Annotated in this window: 18 protein-coding genes, 1 pseudogene and 1 riboswitch; of the genes and pseudogenes, 7 read left to right on the forward strand and 12 right to left on the reverse strand. The window is 49.1% G+C overall.

From position 1 onward, the window contains the following. Positions 1-88: 88 nt before the first annotated feature. Complete coding sequence (gene metK, locus ACTVIM_RS13815; RefSeq protein ID WP_445612929.1) at positions 89-1,303, reverse strand: methionine adenosyltransferase; 1,215 nt, start codon at positions 1,301-1,303, stop codon at positions 89-91. A gap of 121 nt (positions 1,304-1,424) precedes the next feature. Further along, positions 1,425-1,539, reverse strand: a riboswitch (SAM riboswitch). Positions 1,540-1,725: 186 nt separating this feature from the next. Between metK and pckA the strand changes: the two genes are divergently transcribed. Further along, entirely contained in the window at positions 1,726-3,312 is a 1,587-nt protein-coding gene (gene pckA / locus ACTVIM_RS13820; protein ID WP_445612930.1) for a phosphoenolpyruvate carboxykinase (ATP), read from the forward strand. A gap of 193 nt (positions 3,313-3,505) precedes the next feature. Here pckA and ACTVIM_RS13825 read toward each other — a convergent pair whose 3' ends face one another. The 3 genes and pseudogenes from ACTVIM_RS13825 to ACTVIM_RS13835 form a co-directional block, all read right to left on the reverse strand. Continuing rightward, complete coding sequence (locus tag ACTVIM_RS13825; protein WP_445612931.1) at positions 3,506-4,111, reverse strand: aKG-HExxH-type peptide beta-hydroxylase; 606 nt, start codon at positions 4,109-4,111, stop codon at positions 3,506-3,508. A gap of 135 nt (positions 4,112-4,246) precedes the next feature. Then, positions 4,247-4,656 (reverse strand): annotated as a pseudogene (locus ACTVIM_RS13830) (IS982 family transposase); the annotation flags it as partial. 980 nt (positions 4,657-5,636) lie between these two features. Beyond that, positions 5,637-6,224: a GNAT family N-acetyltransferase gene (locus tag ACTVIM_RS13835; protein ID WP_015375298.1), complete on the reverse strand. Its 588-nt coding sequence runs from the start codon at positions 6,222-6,224 to the stop codon at positions 5,637-5,639. A gap of 360 nt (positions 6,225-6,584) precedes the next feature. Here ACTVIM_RS13835 and ACTVIM_RS13840 point away from each other — a divergent pair, with 360 nt between their 5' ends. The 3 genes from ACTVIM_RS13840 to ACTVIM_RS13850 all read left to right on the forward strand — a co-directional run bounded on the left by ACTVIM_RS13840 (position 6,585) and on the right by ACTVIM_RS13850 (position 10,239). Then, complete coding sequence (locus tag ACTVIM_RS13840) at positions 6,585-6,989, forward strand: hypothetical protein (protein WP_425323609.1); 405 nt, start codon at positions 6,585-6,587, stop codon at positions 6,987-6,989. Positions 6,990-7,682: 693 nt separating this feature from the next. Beyond that, positions 7,683-8,561, forward strand: coding sequence for an IS982 family transposase (locus tag ACTVIM_RS13845; protein ID WP_445612932.1), 879 nt, complete (start codon positions 7,683-7,685; stop codon positions 8,559-8,561). A 430-nt stretch (positions 8,562-8,991) separates the two neighbouring features. Beyond that, entirely contained in the window at positions 8,992-10,239 is a 1,248-nt protein-coding gene (locus tag ACTVIM_RS13850; protein ID WP_033018136.1) for an MFS transporter, read from the forward strand. A 272-nt stretch (positions 10,240-10,511) separates the two neighbouring features. On the opposite strand, the gene ACTVIM_RS13855 is transcribed toward ACTVIM_RS13850, so the two are convergent. From ACTVIM_RS13855 to ACTVIM_RS13865, 3 genes are all read right to left on the reverse strand, one after another. Continuing rightward, the gene (locus ACTVIM_RS13855; protein WP_445612933.1) at positions 10,512-11,414 is read right to left on the reverse strand and encodes an Rpn family recombination-promoting nuclease/putative transposase; all 903 of its coding nucleotides are present in this window, start codon (positions 11,412-11,414) and stop codon (positions 10,512-10,514) included. A 265-nt stretch (positions 11,415-11,679) separates the two neighbouring features. Beyond that, positions 11,680-11,922, reverse strand: a complete 243-nt coding sequence (locus ACTVIM_RS13860; RefSeq protein ID WP_033018138.1) for a DUF2584 domain-containing protein — start codon at positions 11,920-11,922, stop codon at positions 11,680-11,682. A 214-nt stretch (positions 11,923-12,136) separates the two neighbouring features. Next, positions 12,137-12,925 (reverse strand): alpha/beta hydrolase family protein, encoded by a 789-nt coding sequence (locus ACTVIM_RS13865; protein WP_445612934.1) that lies wholly within the window; start codon positions 12,923-12,925, stop codon positions 12,137-12,139. Between the two features lie 324 nt (positions 12,926-13,249). Here ACTVIM_RS13865 and ACTVIM_RS13870 point away from each other — a divergent pair, with 324 nt between their 5' ends. Genes ACTVIM_RS13870 through ACTVIM_RS13880 form a run of 3 tightly spaced genes read left to right on the forward strand, consistent with a single transcriptional unit; the run spans position 13,250 to position 15,887 of the window. Further along, a complete protein-coding gene (locus ACTVIM_RS13870; protein WP_445612935.1) occupies positions 13,250-14,254 on the forward strand; it encodes an ABC transporter substrate-binding protein in 1,005 nt (334 codons plus the stop codon). An 18-nt stretch (positions 14,255-14,272) separates the two neighbouring features. Beyond that, the gene (locus tag ACTVIM_RS13875) at positions 14,273-15,094 is read left to right on the forward strand and encodes an ABC transporter ATP-binding protein (protein WP_445614367.1); all 822 of its coding nucleotides are present in this window, start codon (positions 14,273-14,275) and stop codon (positions 15,092-15,094) included. Then, the gene (locus ACTVIM_RS13880) at positions 15,078-15,887 is read left to right on the forward strand and encodes an ABC transporter permease (protein WP_445612936.1); all 810 of its coding nucleotides are present in this window, start codon (positions 15,078-15,080) and stop codon (positions 15,885-15,887) included. The genes ACTVIM_RS13875 and ACTVIM_RS13880 overlap by 17 nt, the downstream gene beginning before the upstream one ends. 224 nt (positions 15,888-16,111) lie before the next feature. Here ACTVIM_RS13880 and ACTVIM_RS13885 read toward each other — a convergent pair whose 3' ends face one another. The 5 genes from ACTVIM_RS13885 to ACTVIM_RS13905 form a co-directional block, all read right to left on the reverse strand. After that, positions 16,112-16,258: a hypothetical protein gene (locus ACTVIM_RS13885; protein ID WP_165570904.1), complete on the reverse strand. Its 147-nt coding sequence runs from the start codon at positions 16,256-16,258 to the stop codon at positions 16,112-16,114. Then, positions 16,255-16,722 (reverse strand): RNA deprotection pyrophosphohydrolase, encoded by a 468-nt coding sequence (gene ytkD / locus ACTVIM_RS13890; RefSeq protein WP_033018287.1) that lies wholly within the window; start codon positions 16,720-16,722, stop codon positions 16,255-16,257. The genes ACTVIM_RS13885 and ytkD overlap by 4 nt, the downstream gene beginning before the upstream one ends. Before the next feature lie 60 nt (positions 16,723-16,782). Next, positions 16,783-17,121 (reverse strand): hydrolase, encoded by a 339-nt coding sequence (locus ACTVIM_RS13895; RefSeq protein ID WP_445612937.1) that lies wholly within the window; start codon positions 17,119-17,121, stop codon positions 16,783-16,785. A gap of 302 nt (positions 17,122-17,423) precedes the next feature. Further along, positions 17,424-17,819 carry a phage holin family protein gene (locus tag ACTVIM_RS13900; protein WP_033018291.1) on the reverse strand — a complete coding sequence of 132 codons (396 nt, stop codon included), beginning with the start codon at positions 17,817-17,819 and terminating at the stop codon, positions 17,424-17,426. A gap of 566 nt (positions 17,820-18,385) precedes the next feature. After that, on the reverse strand, positions 18,386-18,826 hold the full coding sequence (locus ACTVIM_RS13905; RefSeq protein WP_144976022.1) for a Dps family protein: 441 nt from the start codon (positions 18,824-18,826) through the stop codon (positions 18,386-18,388). Between the last annotated feature and the right edge of the window lie 126 nt (positions 18,827-18,952).

Here is an 18,952-nt window from a genome sequence, read left to right on the forward strand (position 1 = left end):
AAACCACGCTTCTTTTTCGAAGCAAGCGAGCCATGAAAACGAACAAGAGGGCGGCCAGCTATCGCCTGCAGGCCACCCTCTTGTTTCTTTATTGCTTGCTCGCCAACGCCAGCGCTTGCTCTTTCAACAAGGCAGCTTTGTCGGTGCGCTCCCACGGCAAGTCGATGTCCGTGCGCCCGAAATGGCCGTAAGCGGCCGTTTGTTTGTAAATCGGACGGCGCAAGTCAAGCATTTTAATGATGCCGGCCGGACGAAGGTCGAAGTTGTTGCGCACGACTTCAATTAAAATGTCTTCAGACACCTTGCCGGTGCCGAACGTATCGATCGAAATCGAGACCGGGCGGGCGACGCCGATCGCGTAGGCGAGCTGCACTTCGCACTTATCGGCGAGCTCGGCCGCGACAATGTTTTTCGCGACATAGCGGGCCGCATACGCCGCCGAGCGGTCGACTTTCGTCGGGTCTTTGCCCGAGAACGCGCCGCCGCCATGACGGGCGTAGCCACCGTACGTGTCAACGATGATTTTCCGTCCTGTCAGCCCGGCATCCCCTTGCGGACCGCCGATGACGAATCGGCCGGTCGGGTTAATGAAGTAGTTCGTGTTCTCATCCAACAGCTCCGTCGGAACCACCGGCTTGATGACATGTTCTTTAATGTCACGTTCAATTTGGTCTTGAGTAATGTCCGGATGATGTTGCGCAGAAACGACGATCGTGTCGACGCGCACCGGTTTGCCGTTTTCATCGTATTCGATCGTCACCTGCGTTTTGCCATCGGGACGCAAATACGGCAACACGTCCGTTTTGCGCACTTCCGCCAAGCGGCGCGCCAAACGGTGGGCGAGCGAAATCGGCAGCGGCATCAGCTCTTCCGTTTCATTGCAGGCAAACCCAAACATAAGCCCTTGGTCGCCGGCGCCGATCGCTTCAATTTCCTCATCCGTCATCTGACCTTCGCGCGCCTCAAGCGCCCGATCCACTCCCATCGCGATGTCCGGCGACTGTTCGTCAATCGACGTCAGCACGGCGCACGTGTCGGCGTCAAATCCGTATTTCGCGCGCGTATAGCCGATTTCGCGAACCGTATCGCGGACGATGCGCGGAATATCGACGTACGTCGACGTCGTAATTTCCCCGCTCACGAGCACCAGCCCGGTCGTGACGCTTGTTTCACAAGCAACGCGGGCGTTCGGGTCTTTTTCCAAAATGGCATCCAAAATCGCATCGGAAATTTGGTCGCAAATTTTGTCCGGGTGTCCTTCGGTTACAGACTCTGAAGTAAACAAGCGGCGTTTGGCTGACATTCGGCTCATTTCCTCCTCTTGACGTAATGTGGCGATACGGAACTCGTTTCCCTTGGCAATATAAAAAAACCTTTCCTGTCACGGTGAGGAAAGGTCATTGCAATCGGATTGCTTCCTTTCACTCTTATCGTTCAAGGACTGCGCCTTGCCACAGGTTAGCACCATTTCACACATGTACAGTTGTGACGGTTGCTGGGCTTCATCGGGCCTGTCCCTCCGCCGGCTCGGGATAAGAGTATCCGTTCAATGACTTATCATATCGCAACAAACGAACGGAAGTCAACCATACAAAACATTTTTTTATTGTTCAAAAAATGAGGAAAAATAAGTCCGAAAAACCTTCACAATTAGTATGGACTATTAATAAAAATGTGTTATACTATTTTCAAAAGTGATTCCAATAAAGAAGGCAGGTTTTGAACATGGGGATTGCCAATATGACGAATAAACTCGATCTCTTGCTGCAAAAACCGTACGTCCACCACCAACTGTCCGTCGCGGAACTCGTTGAAAAAGTGCTGCAGCGAAAGGAAGGCCGGCTGACGCATACCGGCGCCGTCGCCGTCACGACCGGCAAGTACACGGGGCGGTCGCCGAAAGACAAATACATCGTCGAAGAGCCGTCAACGAAACAAACGGTCGACTGGGGAACGGTCAACCAGCCGATGGCGCCGGAAACGTTTGAAAAACTGTACGACAAAGTGCTCGATTATTTGTTAAAACAAGAGGAACTGTTCGTCTTTAAAGGCTTTGCCGGCGCCGATCCGAAATCCCGGCTGCCGATTCAAGTCGTCAATGAATTCGCCTGGCACAACTTGTTCGTCCATCAGCTGTTCATCCGGCCAAGCGCCGAAGAGCTCGCCGCGCATGAACCGCAATTTACCGTCATTTGCGCGCCGAATTTTAAGGCGGACCCAGCTGTGGACGGCACGCGCTCGGAAGCGTTCATCATCATCTCGTTTGAACGCCGCGTCGTCCTAATCGGCGGGACGGAGTACGCCGGCGAAATGAAAAAATCGATCTTTTCGGTGATGAACTATTTGCTGCCGGAACAAGGCATCCTGCCGATGCACTGCTCGGCCAACGTCGGCCAGGAAGGCGACGTCGCCCTCTTCTTCGGCTTGTCAGGAACCGGGAAAACGACGCTCTCCACCGATCCGAACCGCCGCTTGATCGGCGATGACGAACACGGCTGGTCGAGCCGCGGCATTTTCAATATCGAAGGCGGCTGCTATGCGAAATGCATCAACTTATCGCGCGAGAAAGAGCCGCAGATTTTTGACGCCATCGGCTTTGGCGCCGTGCTCGAAAACGTCATTCTCAACGACGCGACGCGGGTGCCAGATTACGATGACGGCACGCTGACAGAAAACACGCGCGCCGCCTACCCGCTTCAAGCGATCAAAAACATCGTCGACCCGAGCGTCGCCGGCCACCCGTCCACGATCGTGTTCTTGACGGCCGATGCGTTCGGCGTTCTACCGCCGATCAGCAAACTGACGCGCGAACAGGCGATGTACCATTTCTTAAGCGGCTACACAAGCAAACTCGCCGGCACAGAACGCGGCGTCACCGAACCGGAAGCGACGTTCTCGACGTGCTTTGGCGCGCCGTTTTTGCCGCGCCCGGCCGTTGAATACGCGGAAATGCTCGGGCAAAAAATCGCTGAGCACAACGTCCGCGTCTTTTTGGTCAACACCGGCTGGACAGGAGGGCCGTACGGCGTCGGCAGCCGCATGAAGCTCGCCTACACCCGCGCGATGGTGCAAGCCGCCGTCGAAGGAGAGCTTGACAACGTCGAAACCGTGCACGACCCGATCTTCGGCCTCGCCATCCCGGCGCACGTCCCCGGCGTGCCGGACGACGTCTTGCGCCCGCAAAACACATGGGCTGACAAACAAGCATACGAACGACAGGCGAAAGAGCTGGCGGAAAAATTCCGCGCCAACTTCCGAAAGTTCGCTCATATCGACCCAACGATCGAAAAGCTCGGCGGACCGCTCGTATAACGAACCCCCAGCCGGACAGGAAGCCGTTCCCTGTCCGGCTGTTTTTTATTTCTTTCCTTTGCTTTGGACTCCGACACTGAATCCTTAAGCATTTCTGTACGTCGATCCGTTTCATTCGCCTCAAACAACCTCAAAACAACCGGACTCGATCAAACGCAATGGGCTTCTGTGTTTTCATTTGTCGCAATGGCCATTAGTTCTGTAAGGAATACGTAATGTCATCAAAAGATGGATGATTAATGAACTTGCGCATGATTTCTAAAGTTTTTACTCCCTGTTCCCCCAAGAATTGTGTTCTTGCCTCTATTTCTTCAACTGTTTTCCGCAAATCATCCATATACTTATCAGAATTTTTAGAATCATTAAACAAGTGATAAAGATGCATAATTCCTATAGAAACTCCAGCAGCATGATATGCTCTGTCTAAAGGCCTTTTGATTTTCAAGATGGTTGATGTAACTAGAGCTTCTTCTTTTGCACATTCATTAGCATTAGGAAACATACAGTTAATCATATCATCCAAGAAGATACTTTGGTGGATAAACTCATGATAAATGGCCTCTGCATATTCAATGATTGACCAATCAGATTGAGGGTTTAACCATACTAATCCCATAACATTGGACACTGATCCTCCACCAAACAAATCTTTTTTTAAAATCAAAAAGGTACCAATAAGTGTATTAATTAAATCATACAAATCATTATGCAATACTTTGATCAACTTTAATGCTTTTTCAATTCTATCAGTAATTACTTCTTGCTCTTGTTGTGAATAAATGTGTTTATCGTTTTCCAAATCCTCTTTGTCAATCATACCCAAACTAAGTAATTTATTTTGCAATGTTTTATCAAAATATGTAACATGTATTTTTTCGTTTGAGTATGGAACAGGAACATCTTGAATATCCGTGGTGCTAGTTGAACATTAACGCCTCACGTGATGACACAGCGCAAGAGGGACAAGATCTCCACAACAGCATAGGCATGATGTTGTCCGTGCCTCGCTAGTTGGTGACGGATCTATTAGAAAAACTCTATTTAACGGAAAAACGGAGCAACCGACAACAACAGTTATATCGAGAGCGTTCAGGGAACATCTCCCTAGTGAATAAGTTTCCAATGACATACTGATACCCTGCTCGTTCCGAAGTAAAACAAAACAACTTTCCAAGAATATGAATGGCGATTATGACCCATTTCCTTGCTTTAACAAATGACGATTTCAGCGCTACAAATACATTTAGAGCCGCCAGACAGTTGCGCTGATACCAAGAACAAGATCGCCGTATATTGCTTTTGAATTTCCGCTTGATCCGTTGTAAAATGAAGACGCTCTTGTATGGGATTTCTCCTTTCTAATGTTAGGTGAGCACTTTCATTTTAAAAGGAGATTTTCATACAAGGACTATTTTTATGCTCGTCTGATTTTATCTAGCACCACGGGTAACTAAACATCATGCAATACATATCTTTTTATATATATTCAGAATTTAACTTCTTCTTATAATTGATAACGCGGTAAAAATAGAGTGTAAATTAAAAATTTCCAATAATGATTTATAATTGTACATGTAACAGATAGCAATGAAATCTATACCAACGCGGCTGCTCTACCCCGTTAATCTTTAATTGATCAAATACCCATTCAACGCATTATGGAGATCAAACAGACACTTTTCAAATCCAGTTTTCAAGAAGACAGCAATCACATAACCATAGGCACCTTTTGTTTCTCCACTATTCCAGCGGTTAATCGAGAAAACAAAAAGAATTCTCACTTGTTCAACCGTTCTTTATACCTTTAAACTAGTAATACCGAGTTGAAATGACCCATTTTGTTTGGGGATCATACTACAAGAATGTTTCAAAGGGCCGTACCATCCACCATGATCACTTTCAGAGATTAAACACATACATCGTTTAAGAGATGATGATGAACGTCAGAAAATTCTTGCTTTTGAAAGCATCGGCTGGTCCTTGAAAAGGTGGACAGATGAGAGACTCATAAATACATCAAAAATAGCAAAAACAGCGGAAGATGTTCATCAACTGCTACAAAGAATCGATCGTAAAGCACGTTTTCCAAAATAAACATTTAATCAATTGCCTTTTTAGACACCTGTGGTCTTCCCGCCACATAAGGTATTTCCAGAAAAAAGTTGATCGATGCATCGAAATAAAGCCTCTAAAAGAGGATCGATTTCATCGGTGTATTCGATCAAAGAATTGGAACTCTTGATAGTGTCACCCCTTTGAAGTTTTTTAGTAACTGTATATGATTCCCAATAAGAGTGGATTTTTTGTGTCCCTTTATTCATCCGTTATGCGTTTTGCAACCCGTTCCTTGATTTAAAATAATCTCGTTTTAGAATAGAGTATATAGCCATATCCCTAAATTTACCTTTAATATACCAATGTTCTCTCATAACCCCTTCAAATTGCATCCCTAACTTTTGTAAAACTCTTAAAGATTGAACATTTTCAATCATAGCAAATGCCTCAATTCTGTTTAATTCCATCTTGTCAAAACCAAATTCAATGATTTTATTAGCCGCTTCAACTGCTAATCCCTTCCCCCAATACTTATACGATAAAACAAAACCTATCTCAGCTTTATGATGATTGGGTAACCATTTAACTATATCAATTGTCCCGATCATTTTATTGTCTGCTTTTGAAACGATTCCCCACGGAGCTAAACTACCTTCTTTATAAGACTTAATTACAAATTCTAAAAATTGAATTGAATCTTCAATGGTATGATGAGGTCTCCAAGGTAAATATTTGCAGTTTTCCGGATTTGACGCATAATCAAATAAATCATATGCATCATCTAACGTTAATTTTCTTAATATTAAACGTTCAGTAGTAAGTGTAGGCAAATCCCCAAATACATCTTTAATCTTCAAATTCCTCAACCCTTTCTATACCTATATTTTAATATTCCTTCTGTGTCTTAAAACACTTAATTCAAAAAAGTGTTTATCCACCAGACTCTCGGCATACTCGCATTATATACTGGCTTGAACGTTAATACAAAACCGTGGAAATTCTTTATTACAGCTTATATACCTTAACTATATAGGTGCACATTAAAACATTAACGTTCATATAAGTGATTTCCGCTCTAGTTATACTGCTCCTAAACATCCCAAAAGGAGCGGGAATAACATGAAACGATTGAAAATCACTAATGATCTCGATGGACGTCACGAACACTTCGTTAAGAAGAGCGAAAAATCAAAAATATTCCCCTATGTTAACGCGTCATGGCCGTTCACCTCGTCATGGAAGGTTATCTGAACAAAGAGATCGCTTCCATGCTCAATCTGTGCTGCCAAAGTGAGGCGTTTTATGTATCCCTATTCAACGAAGGCGGGATCGATCTACTGCTCGATCGGAAACATCTGCCGGGCCGGGAACCGTTTCTAACGGCGGAACAGCAACAGGAACTGAAACAAATCATTTTGATCCACACACCAGCCGAACTCGGTTGGGACATTTCTTCTTCTTGGAATATGTGGATCATTCAGTCTTATACTCGAGAGCGCTACGTGGTCACCATGTCCCAAGAAGGGATTCGTAAACTTTTATTTACATCGAATGGGACTCTCTTGGAATTGGCTCACCTATACATCGGCGAAAGGCGATACCGAACCACGATAAGCGTTTGAGAAACAAATGGAACTTATAAAAAACTGATTGATCCCAACACTGTTATTTTATATGTCGATGAGGCCCACGTCCGGCCCTATCAAGTCTTGCGGGCCACTTGGTCAGAAGCTGGCCGGCAAAAACAGGTGCCCACTTATGGCATCATGCCTACGTTTCTCTATTGGGTGTGGTGAATATCCTTAATGGAGACACCGTTCTTCACCGAGCGACAACTAGGAATGCCACGACGTTTTTGGATTTTTTAAAGACTCTGGAGAGCCGTTTATCCAGACAAGCTGATCGTGCCGGTGCTCGACAATGCACGCATCCACCATACTAGAATGGCCAAAGATTTCTTGCCACAAGAGGGAGATTTAGTTTCACTTTATCTTGTTGCCTCCGTACTCCCCATAGCTGAATCCCATCGAACGCGTGTGTAAATAGCTCAAAGACGCGGTCATTGCGAATATGTTTCACAATGACCAAATGTATATTGGTGACGTCATTGCTCGGTTTATGGGTTACATTGATCAACACCCCAAAGACGTGTTTCGACGTTGAAGGGTATGCAGCATGATGCAAAGGTTAACTTTTCAAGGTACATTTATATAACCCGTGGTGCTAGATAAAATCGAGTAAGCATAAAAATAGCCCTTGCCTGCGGATCTCCTGTAGAATGAAAGTGCGACCAAACATTCGAAAGGAGAATCCCCATGCAAGAGCACTTTCATTTTACAACAGACAAGGCGAAAATTCAAAAACAATATGCAGCCATGTTCTTTTTTGTTTCTGCCCAGCTGTCACACATTCAATGCTATCTTCAACGCCGCAATCGTCATTTGGCGAAACAAGAAGACGCAGTGATCATTGCCATTCATCTGTTAGGAAAGTTGCTTGGCTTCTCTTCCGAACGTGCATGGCATCGCTTTGTTACTGGGAACTTGTTCACGGATGGACGTTTTCTCGAACGTTCTCGATACAATCGCCGTTGCCGATCGCTGCGCTTTGCGATCAAATGGATTCGTCATGAACTGGCGAAACGTGGGCAACACCATGCCTATGCGGTCGTAGATAGCATGCCAATCGAGTGGTGCCATGCCGCAAGAATGTACCGTGTCAAACGATTTCAAGGCATCGCTGACATTGGATTTTGTGCATCGAAAAAGCAGTGGTACTATGGGTTTACGTTTCATCTTCAAGTGACAGATCAAGGGCTACCTATGGGATACGTGGTAACCGAGGCGTCCTGTCACGATCGAACTGCAGCTGAAACCGTCATGACTCAAATTCCTCACCCCTATAACTTGGGTGACAAAGGATTCATCAGTAGTGAATGGCAAAAAAAGTTGTATGAGGCGTACCAAATCGCTTTTTGGACTCCATCTCGCAAAAACCAGAAACACCGCCCATCTGAGTCATGGGAGACATGGCTCAAACAAAAACGGAAAGTCATTGAAACGGTATTCTCCGTCCTTGTTGACCAATATCGTATGACAGACATTCGTGCGAATTCGATTGCGGGATTTGAAGTAGCACTCGATGGCATCTTGTTGGTGTATTCGCTTGTAACACTCGGGCTAGTTGAGCGCTAGCGCTCAACTAGCACCACGGGTTTTTTAAATAATGTTCAACATAACGTTTAATATTTTCGACATGCTTTTTATTCATGGAATAACACCTCCTTCTATTTGTATTCATTGCCATTTAAAAAAAAAAATGTATAATTACAACAATCAAAAAAATAAAATTATTCTATACCTGTGGTGCTAATTGAGCGCTGATGCTCAACCAGCACCATAGAAATAAAAATGGACTCTAAACAGAATAAGGGGGAGGCTTCCATTGCTTCAGTATATCCATTCGCCTTTAGGAAATTGTTGAAAATCCATCCGCTTTCTTTCGCCTCCTCGCTTAGGGGCGCGACAAAAAGCTCGTTTTATCAAAAACTGAAGAGCTGGCTTTTGGTTCGTGTTTACGATTCCATTACCAATCGTTTCGATGATCAAAGAGAGGATTGAGGTCATGAAAAAGAAACCATTTCATTTCCTTTGGATCGGACAATCTTTCGCGAATTTCGGAGATGTGTTCTACATTGTTTCCGTTGTCTCTTGCCTATATCATTTGACATCGAAAGCCATGGCTGCCGCCTTAGTCCCTTTTTTCGTTACATTGTCGTTATTTATTAGTGGAATCGTCGCACCGATATTTTTCGAAAAATATAAACTAAAAACGTTATTGTCCTACGGACAACTGTGTAAAACATTTCTGCTGCTTTTTCTCTCGCTGTTTTTGCAATGGGGTGCGGAACATCACATTGCGATCGTTTACGTTTTTGTATCATTGATCGCTTTTTTAGACGGGATCAATAATCCGATTAAAAACTCCCTCGTTCCTTTTATAGTTTCCAAGGAGGAAATCTTGAAAGCCAACAGTTTTTTAAACACGTTAGACCAATTCATCAAACTTAGCGCATGGCCGATCGGGAGTTTGATTGTCAGTGCGGGATCGCCGTTCCTTTTAATCCATATCACCTTATTGTTCTATATCGTTTCAAGCATTCTCATGTTTCTGTTGCCTATACAAGAACATACAAAGAAGAATACGGTCCAAGACAAAGGCCTAAAGAACTTTCTCCTTTCGATCCGTCTAGGATGGGAATACACGTGGAGAAATGTGCACGCAAAATCGATTAGCTTCATGTCATTTTTTGAAGGAATCGGAAATGGCGTCTGGATTTCGGCCATCCTTTATATGTATGTGAAAGAACAATTACATGTAGGAGAGGAATGGTGGGGATATATTAACTCTGTTTTCTTTGGCGGCATGGTGATAGGGGGATTGTTAAGCGTTAAGTTTAGTCAATCGGTTGAAAAAAACCAGCAATTTTTTGTATTGTTTGGCCCGTTTTGTATCGCTATTGTCACACTGTTATTTGGCACAACGACGCACGGTGCGCTGGCGCTTCTGTATTCCGCCCTGTACGGGATCATCGAACAATGGAAGCTGATCTGTCTTCAGACGATTCTTCAAAAAAATGCCCGGATGGACGCTCTGCCTCATGTTTTTGCCGTGCAGGGAGTCATTAGTTCCGTAACATTCGGAATTTCCACATTGTTAATGAGCTTTATCGCCGATGTTTACGGGATTCGTTTTTCATTTTATTTGTCTGTTTGCTGCTTTTTGATCAGCGGCTGGATCAGTTATCGTCAGCGGAAAATCTGGAGTTATAAGGAGAACCAAAAAGGAGAAATCACGGGAACTATTTTGTGAGCTCCCTCTGTAAATGATCACTTTATTTCAGAACAAAGCAAAGGAATCAGTCTTGCTTCATCATATGGCAGAGTGCAAACCGAAGGATTGTTTGCGCCCCTGCCTTTTCAACATTAGAATCAAAACGCCAATCGGGACGATGAACGTCGCCGACAAATTCTGTCAATAGACTTTACCCTCGATGGCCGTAAGGTTCGAACGCATAAAATGATTGTCGTCGATCCCCCGGGATTTTTGCACGATTGGAGGTCGACGACAATGCGAAGGCGGGTTTACTTCTTCAGCTGTTCAATCTTTTCCGCCGGCAGCCCGGTCAACTCGTGGATCGTGTCGACATCATATCCTTTAGCGAGCATGCGCTTCACCACCTCAAGCTTCCCTTCCTCGATCCCTTGTTGGCGCCCTTGTTTCATGCCTTGTTTGATCCCTTGTTCGATTCCCTTTTCCATTCCCCGCTGTTCATACGAAATGATGAGTTCCATGACTTGCTTCGCCTCCTTTGTCTCCATTTGGCTCACCTCGTTTCGCAGTTTCGCTTCCTCTTCTGCAGACAACCGCAAATATGTTTCAAAAAAGCCGAACAACAACCGCTGTTTTGCCTCATCGAGCTCAAGGCGGACGAGCATGCGCAAAAACTCTTTTTTCACTTCGACTTTCTCTTCTTTATTATACCCCATTTTGCTTATCAAGGCGGCGGCGACAGGGTTGTCATGGCGGATGTACGCGCGCCACGGCAGTTTGCGCAATTCCACCGTCAAGTAACGAAAATCGAGAACGGTCAAGAACGGAAACTGGATGCGCCACGAAGAAGGTTCATCGCGGGATTCGTCATAGCTGAAGATGGCAATTGGAACAATGCGGCGGCGGTATTTTTGAAATAGGCGGCTAAAGTAGAGGAACATTCGCTCAGGGAACGTCTGTTGGGCATAGCTTTGGTGTTCGACATGGACGATGATGAGCCCTTCCTCCCCCTTCATCTTCGTTTCGACCAATAAGTCGACGCGATGCTTCTCCCCCGCCGTGACGTCGGTAAACAGTTCTTCTGAGAGGAAAGAGAGGTGGCGAACGTCAATGTGCTCGTACACATCGGGAAAAAAGAGAAGCAAAAATTCTTCGAAGAACGTCGACAGCAACTCCTTGAACAACCGGTCGTGATCGATTCGCGGTTTGGTCACGTTTTCCCTCCTTGCGACATTGAATTCGCTGTATTTTATTCGCTCTTTGTGGCCGAATTCCTTCTTTAATCGATCCTGCTTTTCACGCGTTCCCCCATTGATGAAGGGAATCAGCGGTTTTTCACCAGCCTTGTCAGTCGCCCTGACGACACAGGCTAAAGACGGCAAGAACCGAAACTAAGGGCGCAAACGGCTTTTCCGTTTGCACCCCTGCCAAATGAATCCGCACTGATCAAACCGTCTCCTGTTGTCCGTCGCTTCGTGTTCAATTCGTTGAATACAGGCTGACGAGTTCGTACGTCACCGTCGTCCGGTTGTCTTCCCATTCCAGCTTTTTCACGACGGCGATGCCGCTCGCTTCGCTTTGCAGTGTCCGGCGCACTTCAAGCGGCACGTCGAGGGGATATAAGCGGTAGCCGTCTTTTTTCAGCACGAACAAATTGCCTTGGACGCGCTGTTCGTTTCCTTTGGTCACAATGAGCGTCTGCAGCTCCATCGGCATGCCCATCCTGTCCGACCTCCTTGCTTTTGATCGATTCCAATCGCGGTCTGCTAGAACCCTTCGCAACATCGGGCCGATTCCCGGCAACGGCTCGGTTCCGATTCTTGCCCAGCGAACGATCGGCCGCTCCGTCTCCGCCGGCCATGGCCGCAAGCTCCCGGCGGTCAAAGACCAAACTCGGCGAAAGCCGTTTCATTCACCCGTTTCCTCTTCTATCGTATCACACGGTCGGCTGTTGTTTCATCCAATCCGTAAGCCTTTTCACCGTCTCGCGGTTGGCGTGCGGTGGAAAATAGTGGTCGAACTCAGAAAAATACCATGCGGTCACTCGCTTGCCGAGCTCCTTCAGTCGCCGTTCCAGCCGCCAGGCGTGTTCGATCGAGACGTTGTCATCGCGCCCACCGTGGATGATGAGCACCGGCGCGCGGAGCCGCTCGAGATGATAAAGCGGGGTTCGATGCCGATAGCGCTCCGGGCATTTGTTCGGCGTGCCGCCGATGACACGCTTCATCATCCGCCGCAAATCCGGACGTTCCCAGTACGTCAGCGCCACATCCGTCACACCGCCCCAAACCGCGACGGAACAAACCCGTTCAGCGAGCATGGCGGCATGAAGCGCCATCGCTCCGCCGCGCGAGAAGCCAAACACGTGCACGCGCCCCGGATGGACGAGCGGGTGGCGGCGAAGAAGCTCAACTCCCGCGATGGCGTCACAGCGGTCATCACCGACAAAATCTTCGTTCCCTTCCCCGCCACCGTTGCCGCGATAGAGCGGGGCGAAGACGACAAAGCCGTGCGATGCGAATTGAATGAGGCGCGGCACCCGCACTTGCCCGACGTTTTTGATCCCGCCACGCAAATACAAAAACCCGTCATACACCTTGTTTTGGTTTGGCACAGCCAAAAATCCTTTCACCTTCAGCCCTTGGGACATATAGGTGACAAAGAACACCTCGATGCCCGGATGCGGCGACGGAAACCGATAGTGGTCGATGATATCCCCGTCCATCGCTCTCTCTCCTTTCCACGCAAATTCCCCTCGTCCGAAAGCCGACGGGTGCGCACAACGCGTCCCGGCCGCCGCCCGTTCTCGGCCGAACGCCCATTTTTTTCTAGGAAGGCGATGATTTAAGGGAGTAGGGCGCTTACCCGCCTCGTTTCGCAAATACAAAAAACCCCGCGGCAACAGTCCTGCTTTTCACACGTTCCCTCATCGAGCAAGGGAAACAGTTGTTTTTCATCAGCCTCCTAGGCATTCACACATTTTTCGCCCGCGCATACGATAAGGTGAAGCCAATGTTCACTACACGTGGACGAAAAGGGGGTAGGCTACATGAACAAATGGATGGTATGGTTGTGTTCGCTTCTTCTCCTTCTGCCGCTCGCTGCCTGCGGCAACGGCAACGGCCAAGGAGAAAAGCCGCTGAAAAAAGTCCGGCTCGCCGAAGTGACGCACTCGATTTTTTACGCGCCGCAGTACGTCGCCTTAGCGAAAGGCTTCTTTAAAGAAGAAGGGCTCGATGTCGAGCTGACGACGACATGGGGCGGCGACAAAACGATGACGACGCTGCTGTCCGGCGGCGCGGATATCGCCTTGGTCGGCTCGGAAACATCCATTTATGTCTATGCGCAAGGGACGGATGACCCGGTCATCAACTTTGCGCAACTCACGCAAACTGACGGCACGTTTCTCGTTTCTCGCCAAAAAATCGACCACTTTACGTGGGAGATGTTGAAAGGAAGTACGTTCCTCGGCCAGCGGAAAGGCGGCATGCCGCAGATGGTCGGCGAATTTGTGTTGAAACAACACGGCATCGACCCGCATCAAGACTTAAAGCTCATTCAAAACGTCGATTTCGCCAACATCGCCAACGCGTTTGCGAGCGGGACCGGCGATTTCGTCCAGCTGTTTGAACCGACCGCGAGCATTTTTGAGCAAGAAGGAAAAGGCTACATCGTCGCTTCCTTTGGCACGGAGTCCGGGCGCGTCCCGTACACATCGTACATGGCAAAGCAAAGCTATATAAAAGCGAACAAAGACGTCATTGAAAAATTTACGCGCGCCATCTACAAAGCCCAGCAATGGGTCGCATCGCACAGCGCCTCGGACATCGCGAAAGCCATTCAGCCATATTTCAAAGACACGGATTTGGCCCTCATCGAAAAAGTGGTTGATCGCTACAAAAGCCAAGGCACCTACGCGACCGATCCGATTTTGGATGAAGACGAATGGAACCACTTGCAAACGATCATGGATGAAGCCGGTGAGCTGCCAAAACGCATCGATCTCGAAACGCTGGTGGATTCATCGTTTGCCAAAAAAGCGATGAATGAGTAACGAAAGCGGGTGAATCGGATGTTTCTTGCCATCGACCGCCTCTCGCACACGTATTTTACGAAAACGACCGCCGTCACCGCGCTCGATCAAGTGTCGCTGTCCGTCGAGAAAGGAGAGTTCGTCTCCTTTCTCGGCCCCAGCGGCTGCGGCAAAACGACGTTGTTGTCGATCATCGCCGGACTGATTGAGCCGACGGAAGGATCGGTTCGCATCGACGGCGAGCCGCTTTGGCCGCGGGAAGCAAACGCCGCTATGGCGCGCCGGGCGGGCGGAGCGGATTCACCGATCCGCCGCGCGGTCGGCTACATGCTTCAGCAAGACTACTTGTTTCCGTGGAAAACGATCGAAGAAAACATCTTGCTCGGCCTCCACATCACGGGTACGTTGACGACGGAAACGAAAGAGCGCGCGCTCGCCCTGCTTACTGAGATCGGCCTTGGCGGTGTCGAATCGTATGATCCGAGCCAGCTGTCCGGCGGCATGCGCCAGCGCGCAGCGCTTGTGCGCACGTTGGCGACCGACCCGAAGCTGTTGCTGCTCGATGAGCCGTTTTCCGCCCTTGACCAACAGACGAAACTGAAACTGGAGGAACTTGTCTGGAAAACGTTGCAGCAATACGGAAAAACGGCGGTGCTCGTCACGCACGACATCGAGGAAGCCATCGCCATGAGCGACCGCATTTTCTTGTTTTCGCCGCGGCCAGGGCGCCTCGTGCGGACGTTTCTCATTCCTGATGAATTGCGGCGCTGCTCGCCGCTTTCCGCCCGCCAGCATCCGGCGTTTTCCGCGTTGTTTCAATCCATTTGGAAGGAGATGGAGTCGCTTGAATCCGGTCAATAATCGCATCAACGCATTGCATGACGCCTATCTGGCCGCGCTCCGCAAAGAGCGGCGCGTGATCCGCCTTTGGCAAGCCGCGCTCCTTGTCGCCTTTTTCGCCGTCTGGGAAGCGGCGAGCCGCTTTCATTGGGTCGATCCGCTCTTGTTCAGCTCTCCGTCCTCCATTTTCAAGCTGTTCTTGGAAAAAATCGGCGATCACTCTCTTCTCACGCATACGTGGGCGACTTTGTTTGAAACGATGCTCGGGTTTGTCATCGGCACGGCCGGCGGCGCGCTGATCGGCGCGTTGCTTTGGTGGTTTCCGCGCCTCGCCAAAACGCTCGACCCGTATTTAGTCGTCTTTAACGCCATGCCGAAAGTCGCACTTGGGCCGATGTTGATCGTCGCCCTCGGGCCGGGGTTTACCTCGATTATCGCCATGGGGGTCGTCATTTCGATCATCATTACGACGATTGTCGTTTATGCGTCGTTTCAAGAAGTCGACCCGAACTATATGAAAGTGTTGCGGACGTTCGGCGCCACCCGCTACCAATGTTTCAAAGAAGCGGTGCTGCCGGCGTCGTTTCCGGCCATCATTTCCACGTTGAAAGTGAACGTCGGCCTCGCTTGGGTCGGCGTCATCACCGGCGAATTTCTCGTCTCGAAACAAGGGCTCGGGTATTTGATCATTTACGGGTTTCAAGTGTTCAATTTCACCCTCGTCCTCATGAGCCTGCTCATTGTCGCCTTGCTGTCGACCGTAATGTACCAGCTTGTCGCCTTGATCGAGAAAAAATGGGGCAGCCGCCGCTAGCGGGAGGCGCACGCCAAGGCTTGGCGCCTCTTTCATCGGCGGCGCGCCTAACAAGCTGGTGAAAAACCGCTGTTTTCCATTGAGCAATAGGTGAACGTGTGAAAATGCTAAAGGATTCTCTGTTTGAGAAACGAGACGGAGAAGCGCCCTTCTTCCATCACAGAGATCTTAACGCCGCCTCGGCGTGTCGTTGTTTTTGTGATTCCCAGTACCCTTCAGAGCTCCTAACGCCGCAAAGCGAGCGTTCGCTCGGCATTGGCGGTGTCGCTCGACTCGGTCCGCCAGCGTGCGGCAACAGAACCGGTTTCGCTGGCGCTTGAAACGCGGGACGGCAACATCCCGTTCGCCGGCGACGGATCGGCCGCCCTCAACCAATCCACCCGCGCCGGTTAATTTCCGCAAGCGCCAACGGAAGCACCTCATCCTTCATAAGATAGCTAAACCGCTGATCGGCGCGGATCGGATCCGGCAGCGCCTCAAGCAACACCGGGCCGTTCGTCTCCGCATAGGACCTCCGCTCCGCAAGGCTGGCGATCTCAGCGAAATAAATGTTTTTCACGATATCTGGCTCGACCTCGTATTGACCGATGTATTCGAGCCGACCGACGATTCCGCCCGTTTCTTCCTTCACCTCGCGAACCGCGGCGGCCGCGGCGGTTTCCCCGCGTTCCACTTTGCCTCCGGGAAACTCAAGCCCCCGGCGCGGATGATCCGTCAGCAACCACTGGCCTTGGTAGCGGCAAATGACCCACACATGCCCGGGGGCCGAGGAAAACGGATGGTCCGCAAAGGCCAGCCGGACGCGATACCCGTAATAATCGCGAAATTCATGCATCGGACTCGCCCCTTTCCCCTCCCCATTATACCGAAAAAAGCCGCCCCGTCTGCGGCTTTTTTACTCGTTCGTTTCGTTTTCAGCGGGAAGAATGCCAAGCGAGCGGATGTGCGCCTTCGCCTCCTCATTGCCGAGCCGATAGATCTGCTCGTAAATCTTTGTCAGCGTCCGATCATAGGCGTCGTTTTCCCGATCATAATGGTATTGGACGTACGGCACATGGGCGCGCCAAAACGCCTGCCAATCCGTCGAATAGTTTTGGTCGAAATACTCGCGCAGCTCAGCGATTTCCCGATCGGTCGCTTGAATTTCAAAATCCCATGACGATGCCGTCTTCAGCTGCGAAATTTCCCCCGTGGCCATGGAAACGTAGTACGTCTTCTTCCGTTCGTCTACCATACTCGTTCACTCCTTCTGCTCTTTTTGTTTAGTGTGGGGGGATCAAGAAAAAATATGCACCGTTCAATCGCGAAACCGTTTCTGTTGCATTGGGTTTGGCCGTACTGATTGAGAAAACGATGCGGCCGAAAGCTGTCTCGCAGTCTGCAACCGGGGCGGTTCGCCAGCGCGGAAAACACCGCGCCGGCGGCCGCGTTTTCAACGCCGATACGGCAGAAAAGCGCGCTCATTCTCCTTTCGCTCCCGGCATCGCCCTGCCAAAACGGGTCATTCCCTTCCAACCAAGGCGAGCAATACGCGGTTCATTTGATCTCGTCTTTCAATAGCTCGATCGCTTTGCGCAGCACGGCTGGAATCGGAACGCCGGCCCGACCGGCGTTTTCGACAATCGAGATAAATTCGTTGGCGATATAGAAAAAGACAATGGCATCGCGTATGATGTGCATATTCCAGCCGATGGCCAAATCGACGAGATGTGCAGCGGCCACCAAAACAAAAATCAACAGCTTGCGGATGATGCCGCGAAACCCGACTTGGCTTGACAACTTCCCTTCCAGCGCGCTAGCAATCATGCCGGTCATATAGTCAACGACAACAAGCGCCACCAAAACGACGACAAATGAATCCACGCTGCCGACGAATATCGACAGAAGCGAACCGAATAGAGAGATTCCCATCATAGGCGCCGATTTATTCACATGCCTCCCCCTCTTCCTCAAGGTGCGCTTCACTATCTTATGCAGACGGAAGCGGGGCGGCCGCGGCGTTTTTCTTATCCATTCCTTTATTCGACAAAATGACAGAGGGTGCCCGAAAAGGATCGGGACACCCTCCATCATCGCTATATCATATAGACTTCCATGACGAAACATTTTCGTCTCCATCGGAAGGATAAAAATGTCCTTACGTTGAATGCTGGAACTTTACGCATTTTCGAATTCGGGTATTTTCAGGATAGATACTAAACGGCTTCCTTTCCACACGATATGCTCTGTCTTACTTGAGGGGAGATCGCCTTTTGGATCAGCCCCTCTGTCGCCGCTACTTATATACGTAATGACCGTGTTTGGCGCACGATCTGTCGCGCCATCTTGGAGGCCGGTGATTTAAGGGGAAATTCTGCTCTCCAACAGTGTTTCTTAAATTAAAAAACGTTGCAACGTCATCATTTCGTTCGTTGTGATTTCTCACCCATCGAACGAATCTGCTGTTTTTTTACCAGCCATCTTGAAAATCACCGGCCGTTTTGGTCAACCTCTACCGTTTATCGTCCCAAAAACGATTTCAGCATCCAAACATGCTTTTCCAAGCTGCGGTGAATCCCAAGCAGCATGTCTCCCGTTGTTTCATCGCCGACTTCGTCTGCGACTTGCATCCCTTCTTTCAATTCTCCAATCATCGTTTCAAAATCGCCGACAATGGCGGCGACCATTTGCTCGGCCGTTTCCGTCCCGGATGCTTCCTTGACCGATGCCTGCTCCAGCGCGCCTTTCATCGTCGCCACCGGCTTGCCGCCGAGCGCCAACAGTCGCTCAGCCAGCGCGTCAATGTGAACGGCCGCTTCATTGTACAGCTGTTCAAACTTCTCATGCAAAGTGAAAAACTGCGGCCCGGTGACGTACCAATGGTAGTTGTGCAGCTTCACATACAGCACAGTCCAGTTTGCGATTTGCTTGTTGACGATGTCTGTTAACGGTTTTGCCATACTCATTCCTCCCTATGGTTTTTTTACCCAGACTCCCCGCTGTTGAAACAACCGAATCTTGCCGATGAATAGGTTGCCCGATTCTAGCGGAAATATGAATGCGGGCGCCGGTGCATGGTATCATGG

This window comes from Geobacillus sp. YF-1 (genome assembly GCF_052692335.1).